The following is a 24,594-nucleotide window of genomic DNA, read 5'->3' as shown; positions in this document are numbered from 1 at the left end:
CTGCCCGTGAAGAAGGCTCAGAGCTTCTTCTGCATGAACATCGCGCTGCCGAAGGCCGGGTCGAGCTGGTAGTCGGCGAAGCCTTCGCGCTCGTAGGCCTTGCGCGCGGACACATTGCCCGACAGCACCTCGAGCGTGAGCTTGCAGGCGCCGCGCGCGCGGGCCTCCTGCTCCACCTTTTCGAGCATGCGCTGCGCGAGCCGCTGGCCGCGGTGGCTGGGCGCCACGACCACGTCGTGCACGTTCACCAGCGGGCGGCAGGCAAAGGTCGAGAAGCCTTCCACGCAGTTGATCAGGCCGACCGGCTGCCCGTCGTCGTAGGCGAGCACGCTGAAGGCCTGCGGCCGGGCCGCGAGCGCGGCCGGCAGTTCGGCGCGCACCTGCGCGCTCAAGGGCGTGCCGCCACCGGCCGGATCGCGCGCATAGCCATCGAGCAGCTCGACGAGCGCCGCGGCCTGCGCGGCGTCGCGGTAGTCGGCGAGCACGACCTCGATCGTCACTTCGCGCCTTCCACCGTGGCCACGAGGCGCCTGGCGCTGGCCTCGGCCACCTGCGCATCGCGTGCTTCGACCATCACGCGCAGCAGCGGCTCGGTGCCGCTGGCACGGATCAGCACGCGGCCGGCGTCGCCGAGCTCGGCCTCGATGCGCTTCGTTTCGCTGGCCAGCGCCGCGTTGTCCTTCCAGTTCTGGCCGGGCGAAAGGCGCACGTTGATCAGCGTCTGCGGGAACAGCGTCACGCCTTCGAGCAGCTGGGCCACGTTCTTGCCGCTGCGCACGCAGGCCTGCAGCACCTGCAGCGCGCTCACGATGCCGTCGCCGGTGGTGTGGCAGTCGAGCGCCAGCAGGTGGCCCGAGCCCTCGCCACCCAGCAGCCAGCCGTGCTTCTCGAGCTCCTCGAGCACATAGCGGTCGCCGACCTTGGCGCGCACGAACTCGATGCCCTGCCCGCGCAGCGCCACCTCGACCGCCTTGTTGGTCATCAGCGTGCCGACCACGCCGGCCGGCTTGTTGCCACGCGCAATGCGCTCGGCCACCATCAGGTAGAGCAGCTCGTCGCCGTTGAAAAGGCGGCCGCTGGCGTCCACCAGCTGCAGCCGGTCGGCATCGCCATCGAGCGCGATGCCGTAGTCGGCCTTCTGGGCCGTCACGGCGGCGATCAGGGCTTCGGGGTGCGTGGCGCCGAAGCCGTCGTTGATGTTGAGGCCGTCCGGCGTGCAGCCGATGCTCTGTACCTCGGCGCCCAGTTCGTGGAACACGTCGGGCGCCACCTGGTAGGCCGCGCCATGGGCCGCGTCGACCACCAGCTTCAGGCCGCGCAAGGTGAGGTCGTTGGAGAAGGTGCTCTTGCAGAACTCGATGTAGCGGCCGGCCGCGTCGTTGAGGCGGCGCGCCTTGCCCAGGCCGGCCGACTCGGCCCAGACCGGGTCTTCCTCGAGCGCGGCTTCCACCGCGAGCTCCCATTCGTCGCTGAGCTTGGTGCCCTGCGCGCTGAAGAACTTGATGCCGTTGTCGGGGTAGGCGTTGTGGCTCGCGCTGATCACCACGCCGAGGCTGGCGCGCTGTGCGCGCGTGAGGTAGGCCACGCCCGGGGTCGGCAGCGGGCCGAGCAACACCACGTCGACGCCGGCCGAATTGAAGCCCGATTCGAGCGCCGACTCGAGCATGTAGCCCGAGATGCGGGTGTCCTTGCCGATCAGCACGGTGGGCCGGGCCTCGGTCTTCTTGAGCACGCGCCCCACCGCATGCGCGAGGCGCAGCACGAAGTCGGCGGTGATCGGTGAACGACCGACGGTGCCACGGATGCCATCGGTGCCGAAGTACTTGCGAGTCATGTTCTTGTCTTTGCTTTAGATGTTTGAAGGAATATTTCTGGGGAAACCTGGCCCGGCTGCCGTGGCAATCCGATGGCTATGCGGCGGCCTTCATCGCGCGCCAGACCGCGAGCGCGGCAACCGTGTCGCGCACATCGTGCACGCGCACGATGGCAGCGCCATGATCGACCGCGAGCACGGCGGCCGCCACGCTGGGCACCCCACGCTGCGCGGCCTGCTCGATGCCGGTGACGGCGCCGATCGAGGACTTGCGCGACCAGCCCAGCAGCAGCGGATGGCCCGCGCCGAGCAACTCGCGCTGCCGGGCGAGCAGCGCGAAATTCTGCGCCACGGTCTTGCCGAAGCCGATGCCGGGGTCGAGCGTGATGCGCGCGGGCGCAATGCCGAGGGCACCCAGGGCGTCGAGCTGCGCGCGCCAGAAGTCCAGCACCTGCGGCACGACCTCGCCGTCCATCGGCGCGGCCTGCATGGTCTGCGGATCGCGGTGCATGTGCATCAGGCAGATGCCGCACGAGGGATGCGCGGCGACCGCCTCGCGCGCGCCCGGCTGGCGCAGCGCCCAGATGTCGTTGACGATGTCCGCGCCGAGATCGAGCACCGCGCGCATGACCTCGGGCTTGTAGGTATCGATGGAGACCGGTACGTCGAGCTTCACCGCCTCGCGCACCACCGGCAGCACGCGCGCCAGTTCGGCCTCGAGCGGCACGGCGGGGCTGCCGGGCCGGGTGGATTCGCCGCCGATGTCGAGGATGTCTGCGCCCTCCTCCAGCAGTTGCTCGCAGTGGCGCAGCGCGGCCGCGGTGGAGGCATGGGCGCCACCGTCGGAGAAGGAGTCCGGCGTGACGTTCACGATGCCCATCACGCGCGGCTGCGCGAGGTCGATCGTGAAGCGGGCGGTCTGCCAAGAAGACATGGCGAGGTGCATTGTCATGCGGCCGCGAGGGCCCGCACATGGAAAACGGGGCCTGAGGCCCCGTTGCTGTTTGATGCCAGACGCACTTCTCAGGCGGCGGTCGGCGAAGGTTCCGGATTCACGGCCGGCGTGCCGCCGTTGCCGCCACCGTTGCTGCCCGAGGGGGGCGTGCGCGGCGTCCAGTCCTTGGGCGGGCGCGGCTCCTTGCCGGCCATGATGTCGTCGAGCTGCTCGGAGTCGATGGTTTCCCATTCGAGCAAGGCCTTGGCCATCGCGTGCATCTTGTCGCTGTTCTCTTCGATCAGGCGACGCGCCAGCGCGTACTGGTCGTCGATGATGCGGCGCACTTCGGAGTCGACCTTTTCCATGGTCTGCTCGCTCATGTTCGTGGTCTTGGTGACCGAGCGGCCCAGGAACACTTCGCCTTCGTTCTCGGCATAGACCATCGGGCCGAGCGCATCGCTCATGCCGTACTTCATGACCATGTCGCGCGCCAGGTTGGTGGCACGTTCGAAGTCGTTGCTCGCGCCGGTGGTCATCTGGTGCATGAACACTTCCTCGGCGATGCGGCCGCCGAACAGCATGCTGATCTGGTTCAGCATGTACTCGCGGTCGTAGCTGTAGCGGTCCTGCGCCGGCAGGCTCATGGTCACGCCAAGGGCGCGGCCGCGCGGAATGATGGTGACCTTGTGGACCGGGTCGCACTTGGGCAGCAGCTTGCCGATGAGGGCGTGGCCGGACTCGTGGTAGGCCGTATTGCGGCGCTCTTCCTCGGGCATGACCATGCTCTTGCGCTCGGGGCCCATGAAGATCTTGTCCTTGGCCTTCTCGAAGTCCTGCATCTCGACCACGCGCGCATTGCGGCGGGCGGCCATCAGGGCAGCTTCGTTGCAGAGGTTGGCCAGGTCGGCACCCGACATGCCGGGCGTGCCGCGCGCGATCACGCTCGGGTTCACGTCCTGGCCCAGCGGGACCTTGCGCATGTGCACGCCGAGGATCTGTTCGCGGCCGCGGATGTCGGGCAGCGTGACGTAGACCTGGCGGTCGAAACGGCCCGGACGCAGCAGCGCGGCGTCGAGGATGTCGGGACGGTTGGTCGCGGCCACGACGATCACGCCGAGGTTGGTTTCGAAGCCGTCCATCTCGACCAGCATCTGGTTGAGGGTCTGCTCACGCTCGTCGTTGCCGCCGCCGAGGCCGGCACCGCGCTGGCGGCCCACCGCATCGATTTCGTCGATGAAGATGATGCAGGGCGCGTTCTTCTTGGCGTTCTCGAACATGTCGCGCACGCGGGCGGCGCCCACGCCGACGAACATTTCGACGAAGTCGGAACCCGAGATCGAGAAGAACGGAACCTTGGCTTCGCCGGCGATCGACTTGGCCAGCAGGGTCTTGCCGGTGCCGGGTGGGCCGACCAGCAGCAGGCCGCGCGGAATGCGGCCGCCGAGTTTCTGGAAGCGCTGCGGATCCTTGAGGAAGTCGACGACTTCGCGCACCTCTTCCTTGGCCTCGTCGCAGCCCGCGACGTCGGCGAAGGTGACGGTGTTGTTGTTCTCGTCCATCATGCGCGCCTTGCTCTTGCCGAAGCTGAAGGCACCGCCCTTGCCGCCGCCCTGCATCTGTCGCATGAAGTAGACCCACACGCCGATCAGCAGCAGCATCGGGCCCCAGCTGACCAGCAAGGTCATGAGCAGGGAGCCCTCCTCGCGCGGCTTGACGTCGAACTTGACGTTGTTGGCGATCAGGTCGCCGACCAGGCCGCGGTCGAGGTAGGTGGCCGTGGTGCGGATCTTGCGGTCGTCGTTGGTGATCGCGACGATCTCGCTGCCGCCCTGGCCTTCCTGGATCGTGGCGCTCTTGATGCGGTTGCCGCGAACTTCCTCAAGGAAGTCCGAATAACCGATATTGCCTGCGCCGGCGGCGCCGCGGGTGTCGAACTGCTTGAACACAGTGAACAACACCATCGCGATGACAAGCCAGACGGCAACCTTGGAAAACCACTGATTGTTCAAACGAAGCTCCAGTCGAAAGCGCGTGACGGGAAGATGAAAATACGCGCTTGGGTACGCAGTTGCGCCCCATTTTAGGCTTTTCAAGCTGCGAAAAGCTCGGATTTCCCTAAAGCAGCCATAGCCTGACAAGGGTTTGGGCGGTTTTCGGTATCAACGCGTATCAGACGCCGGTTTTCAGGCCGATTCCGACCATAAAGGTCTCGGACGATCGGTCGCGCGAAGCCTTCGGTTTGAACGGCTTCACGATGCGGAAATGGGCCTTGAAGAGCTTCACGAGCTGGTCGTAGCCGCTGCCGTGGAACAGCTTGGCCACCAGCGCGCCCTCGGGCTTGAGGTGGTGCTGCGAGAAATCGATGGCCAGCTCGATCAGGTGGGCGATCCGCGCCGCGTCGGCCGACTCGATGCCCGAGAGGTTGGGCGCCATGTCCGACACCACCACGTCGGCCTTGCGGCCGCCCAGCGCCTCGGTGAGCTGCGCCAGCACGCTGTCCTCGCGGAAGTCGCCCTGCAGGAAGTTCACGTCCTCGATCGGCTCCATCGGCAGGATGTCGATCGCCACGATGGTGCCCTCGAGCGCCCCCGTGGCGGCCCCGCCCGGCGACATGCGCCGGCGCACGTACTGGCTCCAGGCGCCGGGCGCCGACCCGAGGTCGACCACCAATTGGCCGGGCTTGATGAGGCCCAGCGCCTCGTCGATTTCCTTGAGCTTGTAGGCCGCGCGGGCGCGGTAGCCCTCCTTCGTGGCCAGTTTCACGTAGGGATCGTTGATGTGGTCGTGCAACCACGCCTTGTTGACTTTGTTGGGCTTCGCCTTGGTGCTCATGGATTGGCCTGGGTGCCGGGCCCCGGTTTCTTCGGGGGCCGGCGGCTCGGCTCGTGGAGGTGCTGATCTACGTCCGATAATACGGGGATGCCCGCCATTCAACTTACCCCTGCCGAGCGCAAGGTGCACCGCGCCGAAGCTCACCACCTGGATCCGATCGTCATGGTCGGTGGCGACGGGCTCACCCCTGCCGTGAAGAAAGAGGCCGATGCGGCCCTCAAGGCCCACGGCCTCATCAAGGTGCGCGTCTTCTCCGACGACCGCGCCGCGCGCGAAGCGATGCTGCAGGAGCTGGCCGACGAGCTCGATGCCGCCCCGATCCAGCACATCGGCAAGCTGCTGGTGCTGTGGCGTCCCAAGCCCGAGAAGGAACGCGTCGTCGACGAGGACCGCATGCCCGGCCCGCGCGACGTGAAGATCGTCAAGTACAGCAAGCGCGGCGGCCAGCGCCCCGAGATCAAGACCCTGCGCGTGCTCGGCAACCAGCGGCTCACGCCCGGCGGCACGATCAAGCGCGCCAAGGCCAAGCGCCCGTTGTCGGCCAAGAAGCGCAACCAGGCGGACTGAGCTTGGCGCCAGCACAGGGCGCCACGCGCCATATCCTCTGCATGAAGTGGGGCACCAAGTACGGCCCCGAGTACGTCAACCGCCTCTACGCCATGGTGCGCCGCCACCTGAGCGGCGATTTCCGCTTCGTCTGCCTGACCGACGACGGCCAGGGCGTGCGGCCCGAGGTCAGCTGCCTGCCGATCCCGCCGCTGAACCTGCACCTGGCGCCGGGCCAGCGCGACGGCGCCTGGAAGAAGCTGACGACCTTCGAGGCCGACCTGCATGGCCTGCGCGGCACCGCCCTCTTCCTCGATCTCGACGTGGTGATCGTCGGCAGCCTCGATGCCTTCTTCGAGCACCCCGGCGACTTCCTGATCATCCGCGACTACGACCGCTTCTGGCGGCGCGGCCGCATCACCGGCAACTCCTCGGTCTACCGCTTCGAACTCGGTGCGCATGCCGACGTGCTCGGCTATTTCCGCGATCATCTCGACGAGGTGCAGGCCCAGTACCGCAACGAACAGACCTACCTGTCCGACGTGCTGCACAAGCAGGGCAAGCTGGCCTACTGGCCCGACGGCTGGTGCCCGAGCTTCAAGTACCACGGCATCCCGGCCTGGCCCTCCAACTACTGGAAGGCGCCGTTCGTGCCGCAGGACGCGCGGATCATGGTGTTTCACGGCGAGGTCAACCCGCCCGATGCGCTCGCCGGCCGGCGCAACCGGCGCTTTCGCTACATCCGCCCGGCGCACTGGGTCGCCGAGCACTGGACCGAATAGGTCTTTCCCGGCTTCAGCGCGGCCGCTGGCCGCCGCTCATGCGCCAGAGCAGCACGCTGGTACACAGCCACTGCACCAGGTACATCCCGCTGCCCACCGAGTGCCAGAGCTTGAGGTTGTCGCGCGCCACGATGCGCGGCGCCACGGCGTACTGCTGCAGCAGCGCGAGCAGCATGGCGGCCAGCACCAGGAACAGGGCCGTCAGCACCGGCGGGGTCATGCCGTCGTCGGCTTTGGCGCGGAAATGGATCAGCAGGATGAGCCCGCACAGCAGCGCGATCCAGCTCTGGGCCTCGAACAATTGCGCCGCGAAGTTGCCGGCCACCGAGGGATTGCCGAGCCGCGCGAACAGCATCGGCACGACGAGAAAACCGATGGTCGTGAGGCTGCCCCACCAGAGGGCTGCCAGCATCAGCGCGACACGGTCTTTCATCGCGATGCCGCTCAGAGGTAGCTGACCGCCACGATCTCGTAGCGCTTGAGGCCGCCGGGCGTCTGCACCTCGACGCTGTCGCCCTCTTCCTTGCCGATCAGCGCGCGCGCGATCGGGCTCGACACGTTGATCAGGCCCTGCTTCAGGTCGGCTTCGTCCTCGCCCACGATCTGGTACTTGACCGGATCGCCGCTGTCCTCTTCCTCGAGCTCGACCGTGGAGGCGAACACCACCTTGCCGCCGGCATCGAGCTCGGTCGGGTCGATCACCTGCGCGGCCGAGAGCTTGCCCTCGATCTCGATGATGCGGCCCTCGATGAAGCCCTGGCGGTCCTTGGCGACTTCGTACTCGGCGTTTTCGCTGATGTCGCCCTGGGCGCGTGCCTCGGCGATGGCATTGATGATCGCGGGCCGCTCCACCGTCTTGAGACGGCGCAGTTCGTCGCGCAGCTTCTCCGCGCCGCGCTTGGTGATGGGGATGGTTGTCGCCATATATCGTTCTCCATAAAGCGAAACCGCCGAACGCTGCCGTTCGGCGGTCGATGGGGGAAGGCTCTCAAACGAGAGGTCGTCCGGTCAGCCGGCTCAGGATGGCGAGCGGGCTCGAAGCGGGATTGTATTGCTTCGCCGCGTCCAGGTGCAGGGTCTGTTCGAGCATGTACTGCCCGGCCATCACCGCGTGCGAGGTCTGGTCGGAGAAGCACACCCAGACCGAGCCTGGCGGGAATTCGGCGTTCTCCTGCGGCGAGGTCTTCTGGTAGTCGAGGTCCGACTTCATGCCGTCGTGCAGCTGCAGCATGAGGTGGTCGTATTCGCTGCGGAAGGACTTGGTCACGTGCAGCGCCTGCAGCAGCCTGGCCTGCCAGCGCGCATAGGGCTTGGCGCGCGGCAGGAAGCGGCGCGCGATGTCCTCGAAGGGCTCGCCCACGCGCCACACGCGCGGCGCGCCGTCGGGATTGACGTTGGTGAACACGCGCAGGATGCGCTCGCCGTAGTTGGGCCGCGAGGGAAAGGCGTCGACATGCAGCCGCCGGTCGTCGGCGCGCCACGACTGCACGCGCGTCTCGACCTGCGCCGGGCGGTAGCTGGTGGGCGCGAGCCGCAGCGCGGGCGTGTAGTGCGGCAGCAGCCCATGGATGAGCTGCTGCGCCTGCGCGCGAAAGCGCCCGACCATGCCGGCCGCGAGCCGTTGCACCGCCTCGTCGCCCACGGCGCCCTTGAGCTTGCCGTTGGCGTCGAGGCTGATGTTGCGCACGTCGGGCGACAGCAGCGCGGGCGTGAGCAGCGCGCGTTCCTGCGGCAGCAGCTCGAAGCCCAGCCGCGGAAAGTACAGCACCTTGCCGGCCTCGAGATCCGCGATCCACGCCTCGTTGGGCGTGGCCGCGCTCCAGTCGTTCAGCGCCAGTTCGACGAGCTGCGTTTCCATGGCGAGGCTCAGGCCGTGGCCAACTGCGCGTGCATCTCCTGCACCGAGATCACGTCGAGGTCGTCCATGTAGCGCATGCCTTCGACCGCGGCTTCGGCACCGAAGATCGTGGTGAAGGTGGTCACGCGCGCCAGCAGCGCCGAGGTGCGGATCTGGCGCGAGTCGGTGATCGCGTTGCGGCGTTCCTCGACCGTGTTGATGACCAGCGCGATCTCGTTGTTCTTGATCATGTCCACGATGTGCGGACGGCCTTCGGTCACCTTGTTCACCGTCGCGCATTCGATGCCCGCGGCATTGATGGCCGCGGCCGTGCCCTTGGTCGCGATCAGCACGAAGCCGAGCTGCGACAGGCCGCGCGCGACTTCGACCGCGCGCGTCTTGTCGTTGTTCTTCACCGAGATGAAGACCTTGCCCGACTTCGGCAGGTGCGTGCCGGCGCCGAGCTGCGACTTCACGAAGGCCTCGCCGAAGGTCTTGCCCACGCCCATCACCTCGCCGGTCGACTTCATCTCGGGGCCGAGGATGGTGTCCACGCCCGGGAACTTGACGAACGGGAACACGGCTTCCTTCACGCTGAAGTACGGCGGCGTGACTTCCTTCGTCACGCCCTGCGACGCGAGCGACTGGCCCGCCATGCAGCGGGCCGCCACCTTGGCGAGCTGGATGCCGGTGGCCTTGCTGACGTAGGGCACGGTGCGCGAAGCGCGCGGATTGACTTCGAGCACGTAGATCGCGTCCTTGCCGTCCTTCTGCTGGATCGCGAACTGCACGTTCATCAGGCCGACCACGTTCAGCGCCTTGGCCATCGCGGCGCTCTGGCGCTTGAGCTCGGCCACGGTCTCGGCCGACAGGCTGTAGGGCGGCAGCGAGCAGGCGGAGTCGCCCGAGTGCACGCCGGCCTGTTCGATGTGCTCCATCACGCCGCCGATCAGGGTCTGGCCCTCGGCGTCGCGCAGGCAGTCGACGTCGCATTCGACGGCGTCGTTGAGGAAGCGGTCGAGCAGCACCGGCGAGTCGTTGCTGACCTTGACCGCCTCGCGCATGTAGCGCTCGAGGTCGCGCTGCTCATGCACGATTTCCATCGCGCGGCCGCCGAGCACGTAGCTCGGGCGCACCACCAGCGGATAGCCGAGGGCCGCGGCCTTCTCGAGGGCTTCGGCTTCGGTGCGCGCGGTGGCGTTCGGCGGCTGCAGCAGCTGCAGTTCGTGCAGCAGCTTCTGGAAGCGCTCGCGGTCTTCGGCCGCGTCGATCATGTCGGGCGAGGTGCCGATGATCGGCACGCCATTGGCCTCGAGGTCGAGCGCGAGCTTCAGCGGCGTCTGGCCGCCGTACTGCACGATCACGCCGACCGGCTTTTCCTTGTCGACGATCTCGAGCACGTCCTCGAGCGTGAGCGGCTCGAAGTACAGGCGGTCCGAGGTGTCGTAGTCGGTCGACACGGTCTCGGGATTGCAGTTGACCATGATGGTCTCGTAGCCGTCCTCGCGCATGGCGAGCGCGGCGTGCACGCAGCAGTAGTCGAACTCGATGCCCTGGCCGATGCGGTTCGGACCGCCGCCGAGCACCATGATCTTCTTCTTGTCCGTCGGATCGGCCTCGCACTCGTCCTCGTAGGTCGAGTACATGTAGGCGGTGTTGGTCGCGAACTCGGCCGCGCAGGTGTCGACGCGCTTGTAGACCGGGCGCACGCCCAGGGCGCGGCGCTTCTCGCGGATGGCCGTGTCCGTGGTCTTCAGCTGCTTGGCGAGCCGGCGGTCGGAGAAGCCCTTCTTCTTCAGCGCGAGCAGGGTGTCCTTGTCGATGTCGTCGAGCGACTTGGTTTCCAGCTCGAGCTCGATCTTCACGATCTCCTCGATCTGCACCAGGAACCACGGATCGATCTTGGTCAGCGCGAACACTTCGTCGACGCTCAGGCCCATCGCGAAGGCATCGCCCACGTACCAGATGCGCTCGGGTCCGGGCTCGCCCAGTTCCTTCTCGAGCACTTCGCGATCCTGCGTCTTCTCGTTCAGGCCGTCGACGCCCACCTCGAGGCCGCGCAGGGCCTTCTGGAACGATTCCTGGAAGGTGCGGCCCATGGCCATCACCTCGCCCACCGACTTCATCTGCGTCGTCAGGCGCGAGTCGGCCTGCGGGAATTTCTCGAAGGCGAAACGCGGGATCTTGGTGACCACGTAGTCGATCGAGGGCTCGAACGACGCGGGCGTGGCGCCGCCGGTGATCTCGTTGCGCAGCTCGTCGAGCGTGTAGCCCACCGCCAGCTTGGCCGCGACCTTGGCGATCGGGAAGCCGGTGGCCTTGGAGGCCAGCGCCGAAGAACGCGACACGCGCGGATTCATCTCGATGACGACCATGCGGCCGTCCTTCGGGTTGATGGAGAACTGCACGTTCGAGCCGCCGGTGTCGACGCCGATCTCGCGCAGCACGGCCAGCGAGGCGTTGCGCAGGATCTGGTATTCCTTGTCGGACAGCGTCTGCGCGGGTGCCACGGTGATCGAGTCGCCGGTGTGCACGCCCATCGGGTCGAGGTTCTCGATCGAGCAGACGATGATGCAGTTGTCGGCCTTGTCGCGCACGACTTCCATCTCGTACTCTTTCCAGCCGAGCAGCGATTCCTCGATCAGCAGCTCGTTGGTCGGCGAGGCTTCGATGCCGCGCTTGCAGATGGTCTCGAACTCGTCCGGGTTGTAGGCGATGCCGCCGCCGGTGCCGCCGAGCGTGAAGCTGGGACGGATCACGGTCGGGAAGCCGAGCGTCTTCTGCACGGCCCAGGCTTCGTCCATCGTGTGCGCGATGCCCGAGCGCGCCGACCCGAGACCGATCTTGGTCATCGCGTCCTTGAACTTCAGGCGGTCCTCGGCCTTGTCGATGGCTTCGGGCGTGGCGCCGATCAGCTCGACCGGCTTGCCGGTGGCCGCGCCCTGGTACTTGTCGAGCACGCCGTTGCGCCAGAGGTCGAGCGCGCAGTTCAGCGCGGTCTGGCCGCCCATGGTCGGCAGGATCGCGTCGGGGCGTTCCTTGGCGATGATCTTCTCGACCGTCTGCCAGGTGATCGGCTCGATGTAGGTGACGTCGGCCGTGGCCGGGTCGGTCATGATCGTCGCGGGATTGCTGTTGATCAGGATGACCTTGTAGCCCTCCTCGCGCAGCGCCTTGCACGCCTGCACGCCGGAGTAGTCGAACTCGCAGGCCTGGCCGATGATGATCGGGCCGGCGCCGATGATGAGGATCGATTTGAGGTCTGTGCGCTTAGGCATGCTCTTTCTCCGTCTTTTCCGTATTGTTCTTTTCCATGAGTGCCGTGAAGCGATCGAACAGGTAGCCGATGTCGTGCGGGCCGGGCGAGGCTTCGGGGTGGCCCTGGAAGCAGAACGCCGGCTTGTCGGTGCGGGCGAGGCCCTGCAGCGTGTTGTCGAACAGGCTCACGTGCGTGGGGCGCAGGTTCGCCGGCAGCGACTTCTCGTCGACCGCGAAGCCGTGGTTCTGGCTCGTAATGCTGACGCGGCCGCTGTCGAGGTCCTTGACCGGGTGGTTCGCGCCGTGGTGGCCGAACTTCATCTTGAAGGTCTTCGCGCCCGAGGCCAGCGCCATGATCTGGTGGCCCAGGCAGATGCCGAAGGTCGGGATGCCGGTTTCGATCAATTCCCTGACCGCGGTGATCGCGTAGTCGCAGGGCTCCGGGTCGCCGGGACCGTTGGCCAGGAAGATGCCGTCCGGCTTGAGCTTGAGCACGTCGGCCGCGGGCGTCTGCGCCGGCACCACGGTGATGCGCGCGCCGCGCTGGGCGATCATGCGCAGGATGTTCTTCTTGACGCCGTAGTCGAAGGCCACGACGTGGAAGCGCGGCGTGATCTGCACGCCATAGCCCGGCTTGCCGTTCGAGTTGGCGAGCTTCCACTCGGTCTCGGTCCACTCGTAGGTCTGCTGCACCGACACCACCTTGGCGAGGTCGAGCCCGGCCATGCTCGGCGCGGCCTTGGCGGCGGCGATGGCCTTGTCGATCAGCGCCTGGGTGACCGCTTCCCCTTCGGCCAGTCCCAGGATGCAGCCGTTCTGCGCGCCGTGCGTACGCAGGTGGCGGGTCAGCTTGCGGGTGTCGATGTTGGCGATGGCGACGGTCTTGCCCTCCACCAGGTACTGCGACAGCGTCGCGGTATGGCGGAAGTTGGAGGCGATCTGCGGCAGGTCCCGAATGATGAGGCCCGCGGCATGGATCTTGTCGGCTTCGATGTCCTCGGGATTGACGCCGTAGTTGCCGATGTGCGGATACGTGAGCGTCACGATCTGCTGGCAGTAGCTCGGGTCGGTGAGGATTTCCTGGTAGCCGGTCATCGCGGTGTTGAACACCACTTCACCGACGGTGGAGCCGGTGGCTCCGATCGAGTTGCCTTGAAAGACCGTGCCGTCTGCGAGCGCCAGGATGGCGGGCGGGAAACTTCCCTTGAGAGACAAAAGCACTGGGTTCTCCGGATGGTTACGGTCGCCCGGCATCCAGGGCTTTGAAGCCTTGGGACTGCTGCTTAAGGGGAAGATGGCGTGGAATGCGGCCGGGCGACGCTGATTTGCGAGTAAGCCCCCGATTGTAGCCCGGCGGCCGTCGCCTCTCGTCTCGCGGGGCATGAAGATTCGCTTGCCCGTACACCAGCCATGCGTCAATGGCATGAACCCGGCGGGCAACTGAGAATGTTTCTTATCTTTTCAGGGTGGCCGCGCCGCTGGCATGCAGGCAGATGGCGGCGGCCGCCGCCACGTTGAGCGACTCCTCGCCCCCGGGCTGTGCGATACGGATGTGGCGCGTGGCCAGCGCCTCCAACGCGGCCGACACGCCCTGCCCTTCGTGGCCCAGCAGCCAGGCGCAGGGATGCGGCAGCTTCGCCGCGTGCAGCCAGTCGCCGCGGTGCGAACTGGTGGCGACCAGCGGCACCGCCAGCGCCTCGAGCGCGGCGGCATCGACGCCCTCGATCAGCCGCAGGCCGAAATGGGCGCCCATGCCCGCGCGCAGCACCTTGGGCGACCAGAGCGCCGCCGTGCCCTTGAGCGCGATCACCTGCTGGAAGCCGAAGGCAGCGGCGCTGCGCAACACGGAGCCGACGTTGCCGGCGTCCTGCAGCCGGTCGAGCACCACGGTGGGCGCCTCGGGCAGCACCGCGGGCCGTTCGGGCAGATCGAGCAGGAAGCCCATCGGCGCCGGCGATTCCAGCCCGCTCGCCGCCTTCAGCAGCTCGTCGTCGACGACCACGGTCTTGGCGGCATCGCGCGACCATTCGGCCGGTGCCTGCGGCCAGAACGACAGCGAGAACACGGCCACCGCCGGCGTCACGCCGCGCGCCAGCGCCGCGCGGCACAGATGGTCGCCTTCGAGCCAGATACGGCCCAGCTTGCGGTAGGCGCCCGGATCCTGCGCCAGCTTGCGCAGGTCCTTGAGCAATGGGTTGTCGCGCGAGCTGATGCGGCTCGGGCCGGCGGGCGTGGTCATCGGATCAGGGCGCCGGGCGCAGTTCGATCGCCACGACCTGGGTCTGCACCGACACCGCGGACAGCGGCGATTCGACCTGGGCGACCTGAACCACCGGCACGGCCGGCGCCATGCGCGCCAGCGCGGCCGCCACCGGGCTGAACGAGCGCCGGTGGTGCACGCAGGCGCCGTGCTGCAGCAGGGCCTCGAGATGCTCGGGCGTGCCGTAGCCCTTGTGGCCCGCGAAGCCGTAGTGCGGAAACTCCTGGTGCAGCTGCTCGCAGAGCCGGTCGCGGTGCACCTTGGCCAGGATCGACGCGGCCGAGATCGCCTTCACGCGCGCGTCGCCCTTGACGATGGCCTCGGCCAGCACGTCGAGCTGGGGCAGCCGGTTGCCGTCCACCAGCACCTTGGCCGGCTTCAGGCGCAGGCCCTCGACCGCGCGGCGCATCGCCAGCATGGTCGCCTGCAGGATGTTGTGGGTGTCGATCTCCTCCACGCTGGCCTGCGCGATCGAGCAGCACAGCGCCTGGGCCATGATCTGGTCGTGCAGGCGCTCGCGCTGCAGCGCGGTCAGGGTCTTGGAGTCGGCCAGGCCGCGGATCGGGCGCTGGTCGTCGAGGATCACGGCCGCGGCCACCACCGGCCCGGCCAGCGGACCGCGTCCCGCTTCGTCCACGCCCGCCAGCAGGCCGGGCGCGTCCCAGGCCAGGGGCGCCTGTTCAGCCTTCAAGAACTTTCTGGATCGCATCGGCGCACAGTGTCGGCGTATCGCGCTGCAGTTGCACGTGGAGTTCGGCGAAACGCGCCTCGAGCGCGCGCACCCGCTCGGGCGCGTCGAGCCATTCGAGCGTGGCCTGGGCCAGCGCCTCGGGCGACGCGGCTTCCTGCAGCAATTCGGGCACCACGAAGTCGCGGCACAGGATGTTGGGCAGCCCGACCCAGGGCTGGAGCTGCTTGCGCTGCATCATCCGCCACGAGAGGCTGTTCATGTTGTAGGCGATGACCATCGGCCGCTTGAACAGTGCCGCCTCGAGCGTGGCGGTGCCGCTGGCGATCAGCGTGACGTCGCAGGCCGACAGCGCCGCATGCGACTGGCCGTCGAGCAGCGTCACCGCGTCGCCCAGGCCGCTGGCCTTCAGCAGCGCCTCGACCTCGGTGCGCAGGCCCGGCAGGATCGGCGCCACGAAGCGCAGCGCGGGCCGCGCCTTGCGCATCAGCGCGGCGGCCTCGAAGAAGCGGGCCGCCAGGTAGCGGACCTCGGAGCGCCGGCTGCCCGGCAGCAGCGCCACCACCTGGGCGTCGGGCGCGAGGCCCAGCGAGGCGCGCACCGCCGCGCGGTCGACCGTCATGGGAATCACGTTGGCCAGCGGATGCCCGACGTAGCTCGCCTGCACGCCCTGCGAGGCCAGCAGCTCGGGCTCGAACGGGAAGATGCACAGCACGTGGTCGGCCGCGGCGCGGATCTTCTCGATGCGCTCGGGCCGCCAGGCCCAGATCGACGGGCAGACGAAGTGCACCGTCTTCATGCCGCGGCCACGCAGGCCGGCCTCGAGGTCGAGGTTGAAATCGGGCGCGTCGACGCCGATGAAAAGTTCGGGCCATTCGCGCAGCAGCCGCGCCTTGAGCTGGCGGCGGATGCCCGCGATCTCGGCGTAGTGGCGCAGCACCTCGATGTAGCCGCGTACCGCGAGCTTTTCCTGCGGCCACCAGCTCTCGAAACCGTGCGCCAGCATGCGCGGGCCGCCGATGCCGGCGGTTTGCAGATCGGGCCAGCGCGCCTGAAGGCCGTCGAGCAGCAGACCCGCGAGCAGGTCGCCCGAAGCCTCGCCCGCGACCAGCGCAAAACGGCGCGGTTCGGGCCGCTGTGCGTCCTTCTGCATCGCCCTCACCTCAGCGCGCGATGCCGCGCGTCGAGTTGGCGATGAAGGATTCCATCAACGCGATGTCCTCGGCCGCTTCCGGCATCTCCGCAGCCAGCGCGGCGATGCCCGCGCGCGCCTCGTCGAGCGTCTTGCCTTGGCGGTACAACAGGCGATGCATCTGCTTGACCGCCGCGAGCCGCTGGGCCGAAAACTCGCGCCGACGCAGCCCCACGATGTTGAAGCCGCGAACCGCCAGCGGATTGCCGTCGACCAGCATGAAAGGCGGCACGTCCTGCGACACCGCGCTGGCGAAGCCGACCATCGCGTGGGCACCGATCGAAACGAACTGGTGAATGCCCGTCAACCCGCCGATCGTGACCCAGTCGGCCAGGTGCACATGACCGGCCAGCGTGGTCTGGTTGGCCAGCGTCGTGTGGTTGTCGACATGGCAGTCGTGCGCGATGTGGGTGTAGGCCATGATCCAGTTGTCGTGGCCCACGCGGGTCACTCCACCCGCCCCCGGCACGCCGAGGTTGAAGGTGCAGAACTCGCGGATCAGATTGCGGTCGCCGATGACCAACTCGGTCGGCTCGCCGGCGTATTTCTTGTCCTGCGGGATCGCGCCGAGCGAGGCGAACTGGAAGATCCGGTTGTCGCGGCCGATGGTGGTCCGCCCCTCGATCACGCAGTGCGGGCCGATGGTCGTGCCCGCACCGATACGCACATGCGGACCGATCACGGTATAGGGACCGACCGCGACCGACGGGTCGAGCTCGGCCTTGGGATCGACGATGGCCGTCGGATGAACCTGCGTCATGCGCCGATCGTCAGGCGTTGATCTGGCGCATGGCGCACATCAGCGATGCCTCGCAGGCCAGCTCGCTGCCCACCAGCGCCCGCCCCTTGAACTTCGAGATGCCGGCCTTCATGCGCTCGATCTCGACCTCCAGCGTGAGCTGGTCGCCCGGTTCCACGGGGCGCTTGAAGCGCGCGCCGTCGATCGCGGCGAAGTAGTAGACGGTGTTGTCGTCGGGCACGATGTCGAGCGAACGGAACGACAGCAGCGCCGCGGCCTGCGCCATGGCTTCGAGCATCAGCACGCCGGGCATCACCGGGCGGTGCGGGAAGTGGCCGTTGAAGAACGGCTCGTTCATGGTCACGTTCTTGAGCGCCGTGATGCGCTTGCCCTTCTCCATGTCCAGCACGCGGTCGACCAGCAGAAAAGGATAGCGGTGCGGCAGCAGCTTGAGGATTTGATGGATGTCGAGCGTCGTCGTCATGGTGGTCTGTTCCTGCATCGTCTTCATTGTTGGGAGGGAGCCTTCTCCAGCGCCTTCAGTCGTTCGCGCAGGCTGTGCAACTGCTTGAGCGTTGCAGCGTTCTTTTCCCAGGTCGCATTGTCATCGATGGGGAACATGCCGGTGTACTGGCCGGCCTTGCGGATGGAGCGTGTCACCACCGTGGCGGCGGACACGTGGACGTTGTCGGCCACGCTCAGGTGGCCCAGCACGATGGCGCCGCCGCCGAAGGTGCAGTTGGCACCGATGGTCGCGCTGCCGGCCACGCCGACGCAGCCCGCCATCGCGGTGTTGCGGCCGACGCGCACGTTGTGGCCGATCTGGATCAGGTTGTCGAGCTTCACGCCGTCCTCGAGCACGGTGTCGTCGAGCGCACCGCGGTCGATGCAGGTGTTGGCGCCGATCTCGACGTCGTTGCCGATGCGCACCGCGCCCAGCTGCTCGATCTTGACCCAGCCCTCCTTGCTCGGCGCGAGGCCGAAGCCGTCGGCACCGATGACCACGCCCGGATGCAGCAGGCAGCGCTCGCCGATCGTGCAGTCCTCGCTCACGGTGACGCGCGACTTCAGCACCGTGCCGGCGCCAATGCACGCACCGCGCTCGATCACGCACAGCGCGCCGATACGGGCCGTGGGATCGACCTGCGCCTCGGGATGAACCACGGCCGAGGGATGGATGCGCTCGGCCTCGGGCCGCGCATGGCTCGCCTTCCACAGCTGCGTGAGCCGCGCGAAGTACAGGTAGGGGTCGGGCGTGACGATGCAGGCGCCGCGAGCGGCGGCCGCCTCGCTCATCGCGGGCGACACGATCACGCAGCCGGCCCTGGAGGCCGCGAGTTCCTGCTGGTATTTGGGATGGCTCAGGAAGCTGAGCGCATCGGGCTGTGCATTCTGGAGCGGGGACAAGCGCTCGATGGACAGCGTCGCATCGCCACGAAGCTCGCCCCCGAGGGCGTCAACGATGGCTCCTAGCTGCAGTGCCACGCCGGTACGCGGCGTTACTTGCCGCCCGTGGGCGAGGAAGCGGACGACGGCGTGCTCACCGAGGCGTTGAGCGCCTTGATCACCTTGTCGGTGATGTCGTGCTTCGGGTTGATGTAGATCGCTTCCTGCAGGATCGCGTCGTACTTCTCGGCTTCGGCGACCTGCTTCACCACGCGGTTGGCGCGGTCGTAGACCTGCTGGAGCTCTTCGTTCTTGCGGGCGTTGAGGTCTTCCTGGAACTCGCGGCGGCGGCGCTGGAAGTCGCGGTCCTGCTCGATCAGCGTGCGCTGGCGTGCGTTGCGCTGGCTCTCGGGCAGGGCCGCGGCCTCGCGCTCGAACTTCTCGGACGCGGCCTTCAGGGCATCGCCCTGCGTGGTCAGGTCCTTCTCGCGCTTGAGGAACTCGGCCTCGAGCTTGGCCTGCGCCGCCTTCGCGGGCTGCGCCTCGCGCAGCACGCGGTCGGGATTGACGAAGCCGATACGAAATGTTTCCTGCGCCTGCGCCCACGCGGGCGCCGCGATCCATGTCATCGCGGGAATCAGCAACGCGCCTGCCGCGGCGCGAATCAAATGCGTCATTAGAAAGAGGTTCCGATCTGGAATTGCAGGCGCTGGATTCTATCCTTCGGGATCAGGATGACGCCCGTGTTCGGGTCCTGCACTTCCTTCTGCTGGCGCACCGGCACGGCGTAGGCGATCCGCAGCGGGCCGAGCGGGGAGATCCAGCTGATGCCGAGACCGACCGACGCGCGGATCTTCTTCGAAGCCTTCCACTGCTCGTCGGTGAGGCCGGCCGAGCGCGAGCCGAACACGTTGCCGGCGTCGAAGAAGCCGTACAGGCGCAGCGTGCGGTCGTTGCCGGCGCCGGGGAACGGCGTGCTGAGTTCGGCGTTGAAGATGGCCTTCTTGGTACCGCCGAGCGCGGCGCCTTCGGTCTGGCCGAGCAGGGGCACGTCGCGCGGGCCGAGCGAGTTCTGTTCGAAGCCGCGCACCGAGCCCAGGCCACCGGCGTAGAAGTTCTTGAAGATCGGGTAGACCTTGCCGCCGAGCGCCTTGCCGTAGCCGACTTCGGAGTTGATCGCGAAGGTGTACTGCTTGTTGATCGGGAAGAACTGCTGGTACTGGTAGTTGGTCTTGAAGTACCGCATGTCGCCGCCGATGCCGACCTCGAGGTTGGCACGTTGCAGGCGGCCCTTGGTCGGGACCAGCGCGCTGTCGCGGTCGTCGCGCGCCCAGCCCACGGTCAGCGGGATGCCCCAGACGCTGTCGTTCGAGCAGCCGTCGATCACGTCGAAGTTGAGGCCCGGCACCAGGCTCGGGATCGGACGCGTCGTGCAACCGAAGTAGTTGCGGTAGGAGTTCGGGGTCAGGAACGCGTAGGTGTTCTTGGCGTTGAAGGCATAGCGCTCCACGCCGATGCCGAAGAACACGGTGTCGAGTTCGCTGAACGGCACGCCGAAGCGGATCGAGGCGCCCTGGTTGACCAGCTGGTAGTCGCCGTCGACCGCCGTGTTGTACGGGCGGGTCGTGTTGTGATAGACGCTGATCGTGCGCGAGATGCCGTCCTTGGTGAAGTACGGATCGGTGGTAGTCACCGAGATCGTGCGGTTCGACTTGCTGGTGTTGACCTGCAGGCCCAGGTAGTTGCCCGAGCCGAACACGTTTTCCTGCTGGATTCCGAAGGTCAGCGAGACGCGCTCCGCGCTCGAGTAGCCGGCGCCCAGCTGCAGCGAGCCGGTGGGCTTCTCGGCCACGGTGATCAGCAGGTCGACCTGGTCGGGCGAACCCGGCAGTTCCTGGGTTTCGACGTTCACCTCGGTGAAGTAGCCCAGGCGGTCCACGCGGTCGCGCGACAGCTTGATCTTGTCGCCGTCGTACCAGGAGGCCTCGTACTGGCGGAATTCGCGGCGGATCACTTCGTCGCGCGTGCGGGTGTTGCCACCGACGTTCACGCGGCGCACGTAGACGCGGCGCGAGGGCTCGCCCTGCAGCACCAGCGTCACGCGGTTGTTGGTGCGGTCGATCTCGGGCTTGGCCTGCACGCGTGCGAAGGCGTAGCCGAAGGTGCCGAAGTAGTCGGTGAAGGCCTTGGTGGTCGCCGTGACCTGCTCGCCGTTGTAGGGCTCGCCCGGCTTGATCGTGACCAGGGTCTTGAATTCCTCGTCGCGGCCGAGGAAGTTGCCGTCGAGCTTGACGCCCGCGACGACGAACTTCTCGCCTTCGGTGATGTTGACCGTGACCGTCAGGTCCTGGCGGTCAGGCGAGATCGCGACCTGGGTCGAGTCGACGCGGAACTCGAGGTAGCCGCGCGTGATGTAGTAGCTCTTCAGCGTCTCGAGGTCGGCATTGAGCTTGGCGCGCGAGTACTGGTTCGACTTGGTGTACCAGCTGAGCCAGCCGCCGCTGTCCTGGTCGAACAGGTCGAGCAGCGTGCTCTCGCTGAAGTCCTTGTTGCCGACGATGTGCACTTCGCGGATGCGCGCCGAATCGCCTTCGGTGACCGTGAAGGTCAGGTTCACGCGGTTGCGCTCGATCGGCGTGACGGTGGTCACGACCTGCGCGTTGTAAAGGCTGCGGCTCACGTACTGGCGCTTGAGCTCCTGCTCGGCGCGGTCGGCCAGGGCCTTGTCGTAGGGCCGGCCTTCGGTCAGGCCCACTTCGCGCAGCGCCTTCTGCAGCGCGGCCTTGTCGAATTCCTTGGTGCCGACGAAGTCGACGTCGGCGATGGTCGGGCGTTCCTCGACGATCACCACCAGCACATTGCCGTTGACGTCGATGCGCACGTCCTTGAACAACCCCAGATCGAACAGCGCGCGGATGGCGGCCGAACCGCGGTCGTCGCTGTACGTGTCGCCCACGCGCAGCGGCAGCGACGCGAAGATGGTTCCGGGCTCCACGCGTTGCAGGCCTTCAACGCGGATGTCGCGCACGGTGAAAGGCTCGACGGCCCAGGCTGCCGTGGCCGCGAGCGTGCTGGCCACCAGTGCGGCAACGCTACGCAGGCGAAAGCGACTGAAGTTTTTGTTCATCTGTGAATTGATCCGGCGCGGAAAGGGCCGGCAAGATAGTTAACCAAAGAGCCGCGATGTGTCGTTGAACAAGGCAATCGACATCATGACCAGGAGCAGGGCAACGCCACCGCGCCCAAGCCAGTCCATCCAGACGTCGGAGACGCTTTTACCGGTCAGGCCCTCCCAAAGATAATACATCAGGTGCCCCCCATCGAGGACCGGCAGCGGGAGCAGATTCAGCACGCCCAGGCTCACGCTGATGAGCGCGAGGAACACCAGGTACTGCGTGAAACCGAGGCTGGCGGACTTGCCGGCGTAGTCGGCAATGGTGATCGGGCCGCTGAGATTCTTGATCGAGGCCTGGCCGATGACCATCTTGGCCATCATGCGCACGGTCAGCGCCGAAACCTCCCAGGTGCGGACCACACCGCGCCAGACGCCGTCGACCGGGCCCTGCCGCACGGTCACCATGTCGGGCGGCGCCCCCACGTAGGCGCCGATGCGGCCGACCTTCAGGCCACCCTCGTCGCGCACCTCGGGCGTGACTTCGAGCGTCTGGACACGGCCTTCGCGTTCGATCTGCCAGGGCAGCGCGAGCGCCTTGCCCTCCTTGACCGAGGCGCGGATCGCCTCGCGCAGCTGCTGTCCGTCGACGATGGCGGTGTCGCCGATGGCGCGCACCAGGTCGCCGCGGCGCAGGCCCGAGCGCTCGCCGGCGCCGCCGGCCATCACCTCGCCGATCTCGGGACGGGTCATGGGCGCGAGCACGCCGATCTTGCGGAACATCTGGGCGTCGGCGTCCTTGGCCTCGATGCGGCTCAGCGGCAGCACCAGCGTGCGGGCCGGCTGGCCGCCCTGCCCCGCCACCTCGAGCGTCAGGTCGTGGCCGTCGAGCGCGCCGCGGGTCATGCGCCAGCGCAGGTCCTCGAAGGACTGGACCTCGGTCAGGTCGTCGCCCTCGAAGCCGGCACGGGCGATGTGCTCGCCGCCGCGCAGCCCGGCCTGCTCGGCCAGCGAAGCGGCGACCGGCCGCGCCAGGGTCGCGACCGGCTCCTGCACGCCGATCCAGTTGACGGCCGTGTAGAGCGCCACCGCCATCAGCAGGTTGGCGATCGGACCGGCCGCGACGATGGCCGCGCGCGAACGCAGCGGCTGGGTGTTGAAGGCGCGATGCCGCTCCTCGGGCGCCACCGGGGCCTCGCGCTCGTCGAGCATCTGCACGTAGCCGCCGAAGGGAAACAGGCCGATGGCGAACTCGGTGTCCTGGCCCGGATGCTGGCGCCGCGGCTTCCAGGCGTAGACGGGCTTGCTGACGCGCCAGAGGATGCGGCCGAGCAGCGACGGGCTGTCGGGGCTGCCGAACGGCAGCGTGGCCACGCCGAAGCGCTTGACCTTCACCCCGCAGGCGACCGCGACCCGGTAGTGGCCGTATTCATGGACGGTGATCAGCAGGCCGAGCGCGACGATGAATGCAACGAGGGTGAGCATCCGGAACCTTGCTTCTTGAAATCGGTGACGCGCGAGGCGTCAGGCGGAAAGGCGCAGCGCCGCGGCATTCGCGGCAGCGCGGGCGCTGGCGTCGATGGCCAGCAAATCGGCCAGCGACGCCGGCTTGGAGGGCGCGACCGCCTCCAAAGTTTCCATGTTGACCGCATGAATGCGATCGAAGCGCAGCCGGCGCGCCAGGAAGGCCTCGACCGCGACCTCGTTGGCGGCATTCAGCACGGCCGTGGTGCCGGGCACCGCGCGCAGCGCCTGCCAGGCCAGGTCCAGTCCCGGAAAGAGCGCCGCGTCGGGTGCGGCGAAACTCAGGTCAGCCAGCTGGCGGAAGTCCAGCCGCCCCGCCCCGCTCTCGATGCGCTCTGGCCAGGCCAGGCCGACGGCGATCGGCACCCGCATGTCGGGCGTGCCGAGCTGGGCGAGGATCGATGCGTCGGTGAACTGCACCATCGAATGGACCACGCTCTGCGGATGGATGACCACCTCGATCTGCTCGGGTGCCACGCCGAACAGGTGCCGCGCCTCGATCACCTCGAGGGCCTTGTTCATCATGGTGGCCGAGTCGACCGAGATCTTGCGCCCCATAACCCAGTTGGGATGGGCGCAGGCCTGCTCGGGCGTGACACTGCCAAGGGTGTCGGGCGCGCGGGTGCGGAACGGACCGCCCGAGGCCGTGAGGATGATCTTGTCGATGCGCCGCGCCCAGGTGGCGGGATCCTCGGGCAGCGACTGGAAGATGGCCGAATGCTCGCTGTCGATCGGCAGCAGCGTCGCCCCGCCCTCGCGCACCGTGCGCATGAACAGGTCGCCGCCGACCACCAGCGCCTCCTTGTTGGCCAGCAGCAGGCGCTTGCCGGCGCGCGCGGCCGCCAGGCAGGGGCCCAGGCCCGCGGCGCCGACGATGGCCGCCATGACGGCATCGACCTCGTCGTGCGACGCTATCTCTTCGATAGCACCGGCACCCGACAGGACCCGGGTCGGCAGATTGTTCTGCTGGAGCTTTTCGGCCAGCGCGACCGCATGGGCCTCGCTCGCCATGACCGCGAAGCGCGGCGAGAAGCGCGCGCACTGCGCGAGCATCTCGTCGACCTTGGTGGCGGCCGAGAGCGCGAAGACCTCGAAGCGCTCGGGATGACGCGCGATGACGTCGAGCGTGCTGACGCCGACCGAACCGGTCGAGCCGAGCACCGTCACGCGTTGTCTGGGGGAAGTGTTCACAGAAAAGCCAGCATCATTGCAATGGGGAGCGTGGGCAAGAGGGCATCCACCCGATCGAGCACCCCGCCGTGGCCGGGCAGCAGCCGGCTGCTGTCCTTGGCACCCGCGCTGCGCTTGATCAGCGATTCGACCAGGTCGCCGACCACGCTCATCGCCGCCAGGAAGACCACGCCGAGCAGCAGCAACCACCAGCCGCGCGTCGCCAGCCGGCTGTAGAGGCTGGCCACCGCGGCCTGCGCCGAGGCATCGGCCCAGACCCAGGCCAGCGCCAGCACCACCACGCCCGCCATGCCGCCCCAGACGCCTTCCCAGCTCTTGCCGGGACTGATCGCGGGCGCGAGCTTGCGCCGCGTGAACTTGAGGCCGAAGGCCCGGCCGGCGAAATAGGCGAAGACGTCGGCGACCCAGACCAGCACCAGGATCGAGAGCAGGAAGTTGATCCCGATCAGGCGTGCCTGCACCGCGGCCAGCCAGGCCACCCAGAGCGCCAGCAGCCC

Annotated in this window: 23 protein-coding genes; 2 read left to right on the top strand and 21 right to left on the bottom strand. The window is 67.7% G+C overall.

The window, feature by feature from the left end:
- Nucleotides 1-17: 17 nt before the first annotated feature.
- From AC27VN_RS06775 to AC27VN_RS06755, 5 genes are all read right to left on the bottom strand, one after another.
- The gene (locus AC27VN_RS06775; RefSeq protein WP_490876055.1) at nt 18-500 is read right to left on the bottom strand and encodes a GNAT family N-acetyltransferase; all 483 of its coding nucleotides are present in this window, start codon (nt 498-500) and stop codon (nt 18-20) included.
- Nucleotides 497-1,834 carry a phosphoglucosamine mutase gene (glmM, locus tag AC27VN_RS06770; RefSeq protein WP_490876054.1) on the bottom strand — a complete coding sequence of 446 codons (1,338 nt, stop codon included), beginning with the start codon at nt 1,832-1,834 and terminating at the stop codon, nt 497-499. Before glmM ends, AC27VN_RS06775 begins: the two co-directional genes overlap by 4 nt.
- A 76-nt stretch (nt 1,835-1,910) precedes the next feature.
- Nucleotides 1,911-2,747 (bottom strand): dihydropteroate synthase, encoded by an 837-nt coding sequence (gene folP / locus AC27VN_RS06765; RefSeq protein ID WP_490876053.1) that lies wholly within the window; start codon nt 2,745-2,747, stop codon nt 1,911-1,913.
- An 89-nt stretch (nt 2,748-2,836) separates the two neighbouring features.
- Nucleotides 2,837-4,759: an ATP-dependent zinc metalloprotease FtsH gene (gene ftsH, locus AC27VN_RS06760; protein WP_057591678.1), complete on the bottom strand. Its 1,923-nt coding sequence runs from the start codon at nt 4,757-4,759 to the stop codon at nt 2,837-2,839.
- Nucleotides 4,760-4,919: 160 nt separating this feature from the next.
- Nucleotides 4,920-5,582: an RlmE family RNA methyltransferase gene (locus AC27VN_RS06755; protein WP_093342245.1), complete on the bottom strand. Its 663-nt coding sequence runs from the start codon at nt 5,580-5,582 to the stop codon at nt 4,920-4,922.
- An 87-nt stretch (nt 5,583-5,669) separates the two neighbouring features.
- Here AC27VN_RS06755 and AC27VN_RS06750 point away from each other — a divergent pair, with 87 nt between their 5' ends.
- Complete coding sequence (locus tag AC27VN_RS06750) at nt 5,670-6,149, top strand: YhbY family RNA-binding protein (RefSeq protein ID WP_093342246.1); 480 nt, start codon at nt 5,670-5,672, stop codon at nt 6,147-6,149.
- A 2-nt stretch (nt 6,150-6,151) separates the two neighbouring features.
- Entirely contained in the window at nt 6,152-6,910 is a 759-nt protein-coding gene (locus tag AC27VN_RS06745) for a glycosyltransferase (protein ID WP_490876052.1), read from the top strand.
- Between the two features lie 13 nt (nt 6,911-6,923).
- Here the strand turns inward: AC27VN_RS06745 and AC27VN_RS06740 are convergent, their stop codons facing one another.
- The 16 genes from AC27VN_RS06740 to AC27VN_RS06665 form a co-directional block, all read right to left on the bottom strand.
- Nucleotides 6,924-7,343 carry a DUF4149 domain-containing protein gene (locus AC27VN_RS06740; protein WP_093342249.1) on the bottom strand — a complete coding sequence of 140 codons (420 nt, stop codon included), beginning with the start codon at nt 7,341-7,343 and terminating at the stop codon, nt 6,924-6,926.
- Between the two features lie 11 nt (nt 7,344-7,354).
- The gene (greA, locus tag AC27VN_RS06735; RefSeq protein WP_057591673.1) at nt 7,355-7,834 is read right to left on the bottom strand and encodes a transcription elongation factor GreA; all 480 of its coding nucleotides are present in this window, start codon (nt 7,832-7,834) and stop codon (nt 7,355-7,357) included.
- A 64-nt stretch (nt 7,835-7,898) separates the two neighbouring features.
- Nucleotides 7,899-8,768: a Kdo hydroxylase KdoO gene (gene kdoO, locus AC27VN_RS06730; protein WP_490876051.1), complete on the bottom strand. Its 870-nt coding sequence runs from the start codon at nt 8,766-8,768 to the stop codon at nt 7,899-7,901.
- 8 nt (nt 8,769-8,776) lie between these two features.
- Nucleotides 8,777-12,025: a carbamoyl-phosphate synthase large subunit gene (carB, locus tag AC27VN_RS06725; protein WP_093342252.1), complete on the bottom strand. Its 3,249-nt coding sequence runs from the start codon at nt 12,023-12,025 to the stop codon at nt 8,777-8,779.
- Nucleotides 12,018-13,226: a glutamine-hydrolyzing carbamoyl-phosphate synthase small subunit gene (carA, locus tag AC27VN_RS06720; protein WP_431509098.1), complete on the bottom strand. Its 1,209-nt coding sequence runs from the start codon at nt 13,224-13,226 to the stop codon at nt 12,018-12,020. Before carA ends, carB begins: the two co-directional genes overlap by 8 nt.
- A 232-nt stretch (nt 13,227-13,458) precedes the next feature.
- The gene (locus tag AC27VN_RS06715; protein WP_490876050.1) at nt 13,459-14,244 is read right to left on the bottom strand and encodes a TrmH family RNA methyltransferase; all 786 of its coding nucleotides are present in this window, start codon (nt 14,242-14,244) and stop codon (nt 13,459-13,461) included.
- Between the two features lie 4 nt (nt 14,245-14,248).
- Nucleotides 14,249-14,974, bottom strand: coding sequence for a ribonuclease HII (gene rnhB, locus AC27VN_RS06710; protein WP_490876049.1), 726 nt, complete (start codon nt 14,972-14,974; stop codon nt 14,249-14,251).
- A complete protein-coding gene (gene lpxB, locus AC27VN_RS06705; protein ID WP_490876048.1) occupies nt 14,946-16,106 on the bottom strand; it encodes a lipid-A-disaccharide synthase in 1,161 nt (386 codons plus the stop codon). The genes rnhB and lpxB overlap by 29 nt, the downstream gene beginning before the upstream one ends.
- A 10-nt stretch (nt 16,107-16,116) precedes the next feature.
- Nucleotides 16,117-16,905 carry an acyl-ACP--UDP-N-acetylglucosamine O-acyltransferase gene (lpxA, locus tag AC27VN_RS06700; protein WP_490876047.1) on the bottom strand — a complete coding sequence of 263 codons (789 nt, stop codon included), beginning with the start codon at nt 16,903-16,905 and terminating at the stop codon, nt 16,117-16,119.
- Nucleotides 16,906-16,915: 10 nt separating this feature from the next.
- Nucleotides 16,916-17,395, bottom strand: coding sequence for a 3-hydroxyacyl-ACP dehydratase FabZ (gene fabZ / locus AC27VN_RS06695; protein WP_177239286.1), 480 nt, complete (start codon nt 17,393-17,395; stop codon nt 16,916-16,918).
- The gene (lpxD, locus tag AC27VN_RS06690) at nt 17,392-18,369 is read right to left on the bottom strand and encodes a UDP-3-O-(3-hydroxymyristoyl)glucosamine N-acyltransferase (RefSeq protein ID WP_490876046.1); all 978 of its coding nucleotides are present in this window, start codon (nt 18,367-18,369) and stop codon (nt 17,392-17,394) included. Before lpxD ends, fabZ begins: the two co-directional genes overlap by 4 nt.
- A 14-nt stretch (nt 18,370-18,383) precedes the next feature.
- Entirely contained in the window at nt 18,384-18,947 is a 564-nt protein-coding gene (locus AC27VN_RS06685) for an OmpH/Skp family outer membrane protein (RefSeq protein WP_093342263.1), read from the bottom strand.
- A complete protein-coding gene (gene bamA, locus AC27VN_RS06680; RefSeq protein WP_093342264.1) occupies nt 18,947-21,397 on the bottom strand; it encodes an outer membrane protein assembly factor BamA in 2,451 nt (816 codons plus the stop codon). The genes AC27VN_RS06685 and bamA overlap by 1 nt, the downstream gene beginning before the upstream one ends.
- A 39-nt stretch (nt 21,398-21,436) precedes the next feature.
- Nucleotides 21,437-22,867, bottom strand: coding sequence for an RIP metalloprotease RseP (gene rseP / locus AC27VN_RS06675; RefSeq protein ID WP_296776562.1), 1,431 nt, complete (start codon nt 22,865-22,867; stop codon nt 21,437-21,439).
- A 39-nt stretch (nt 22,868-22,906) separates the two neighbouring features.
- Nucleotides 22,907-24,097: a 1-deoxy-D-xylulose-5-phosphate reductoisomerase gene (gene ispC, locus AC27VN_RS06670; RefSeq protein ID WP_490876045.1), complete on the bottom strand. Its 1,191-nt coding sequence runs from the start codon at nt 24,095-24,097 to the stop codon at nt 22,907-22,909.
- On the bottom strand, nt 24,094-24,594 hold a 501-nt coding region (locus AC27VN_RS06665), incomplete at its 5' end, for a phosphatidate cytidylyltransferase (RefSeq protein WP_490876044.1). The genes AC27VN_RS06665 and ispC, both read right to left, overlap by 4 nt.

This window comes from Variovorax sp. 20P10.2.4 (genome assembly GCF_058244205.1).
This window is presented reverse-complemented; position numbering and strand designations above follow the sequence as displayed.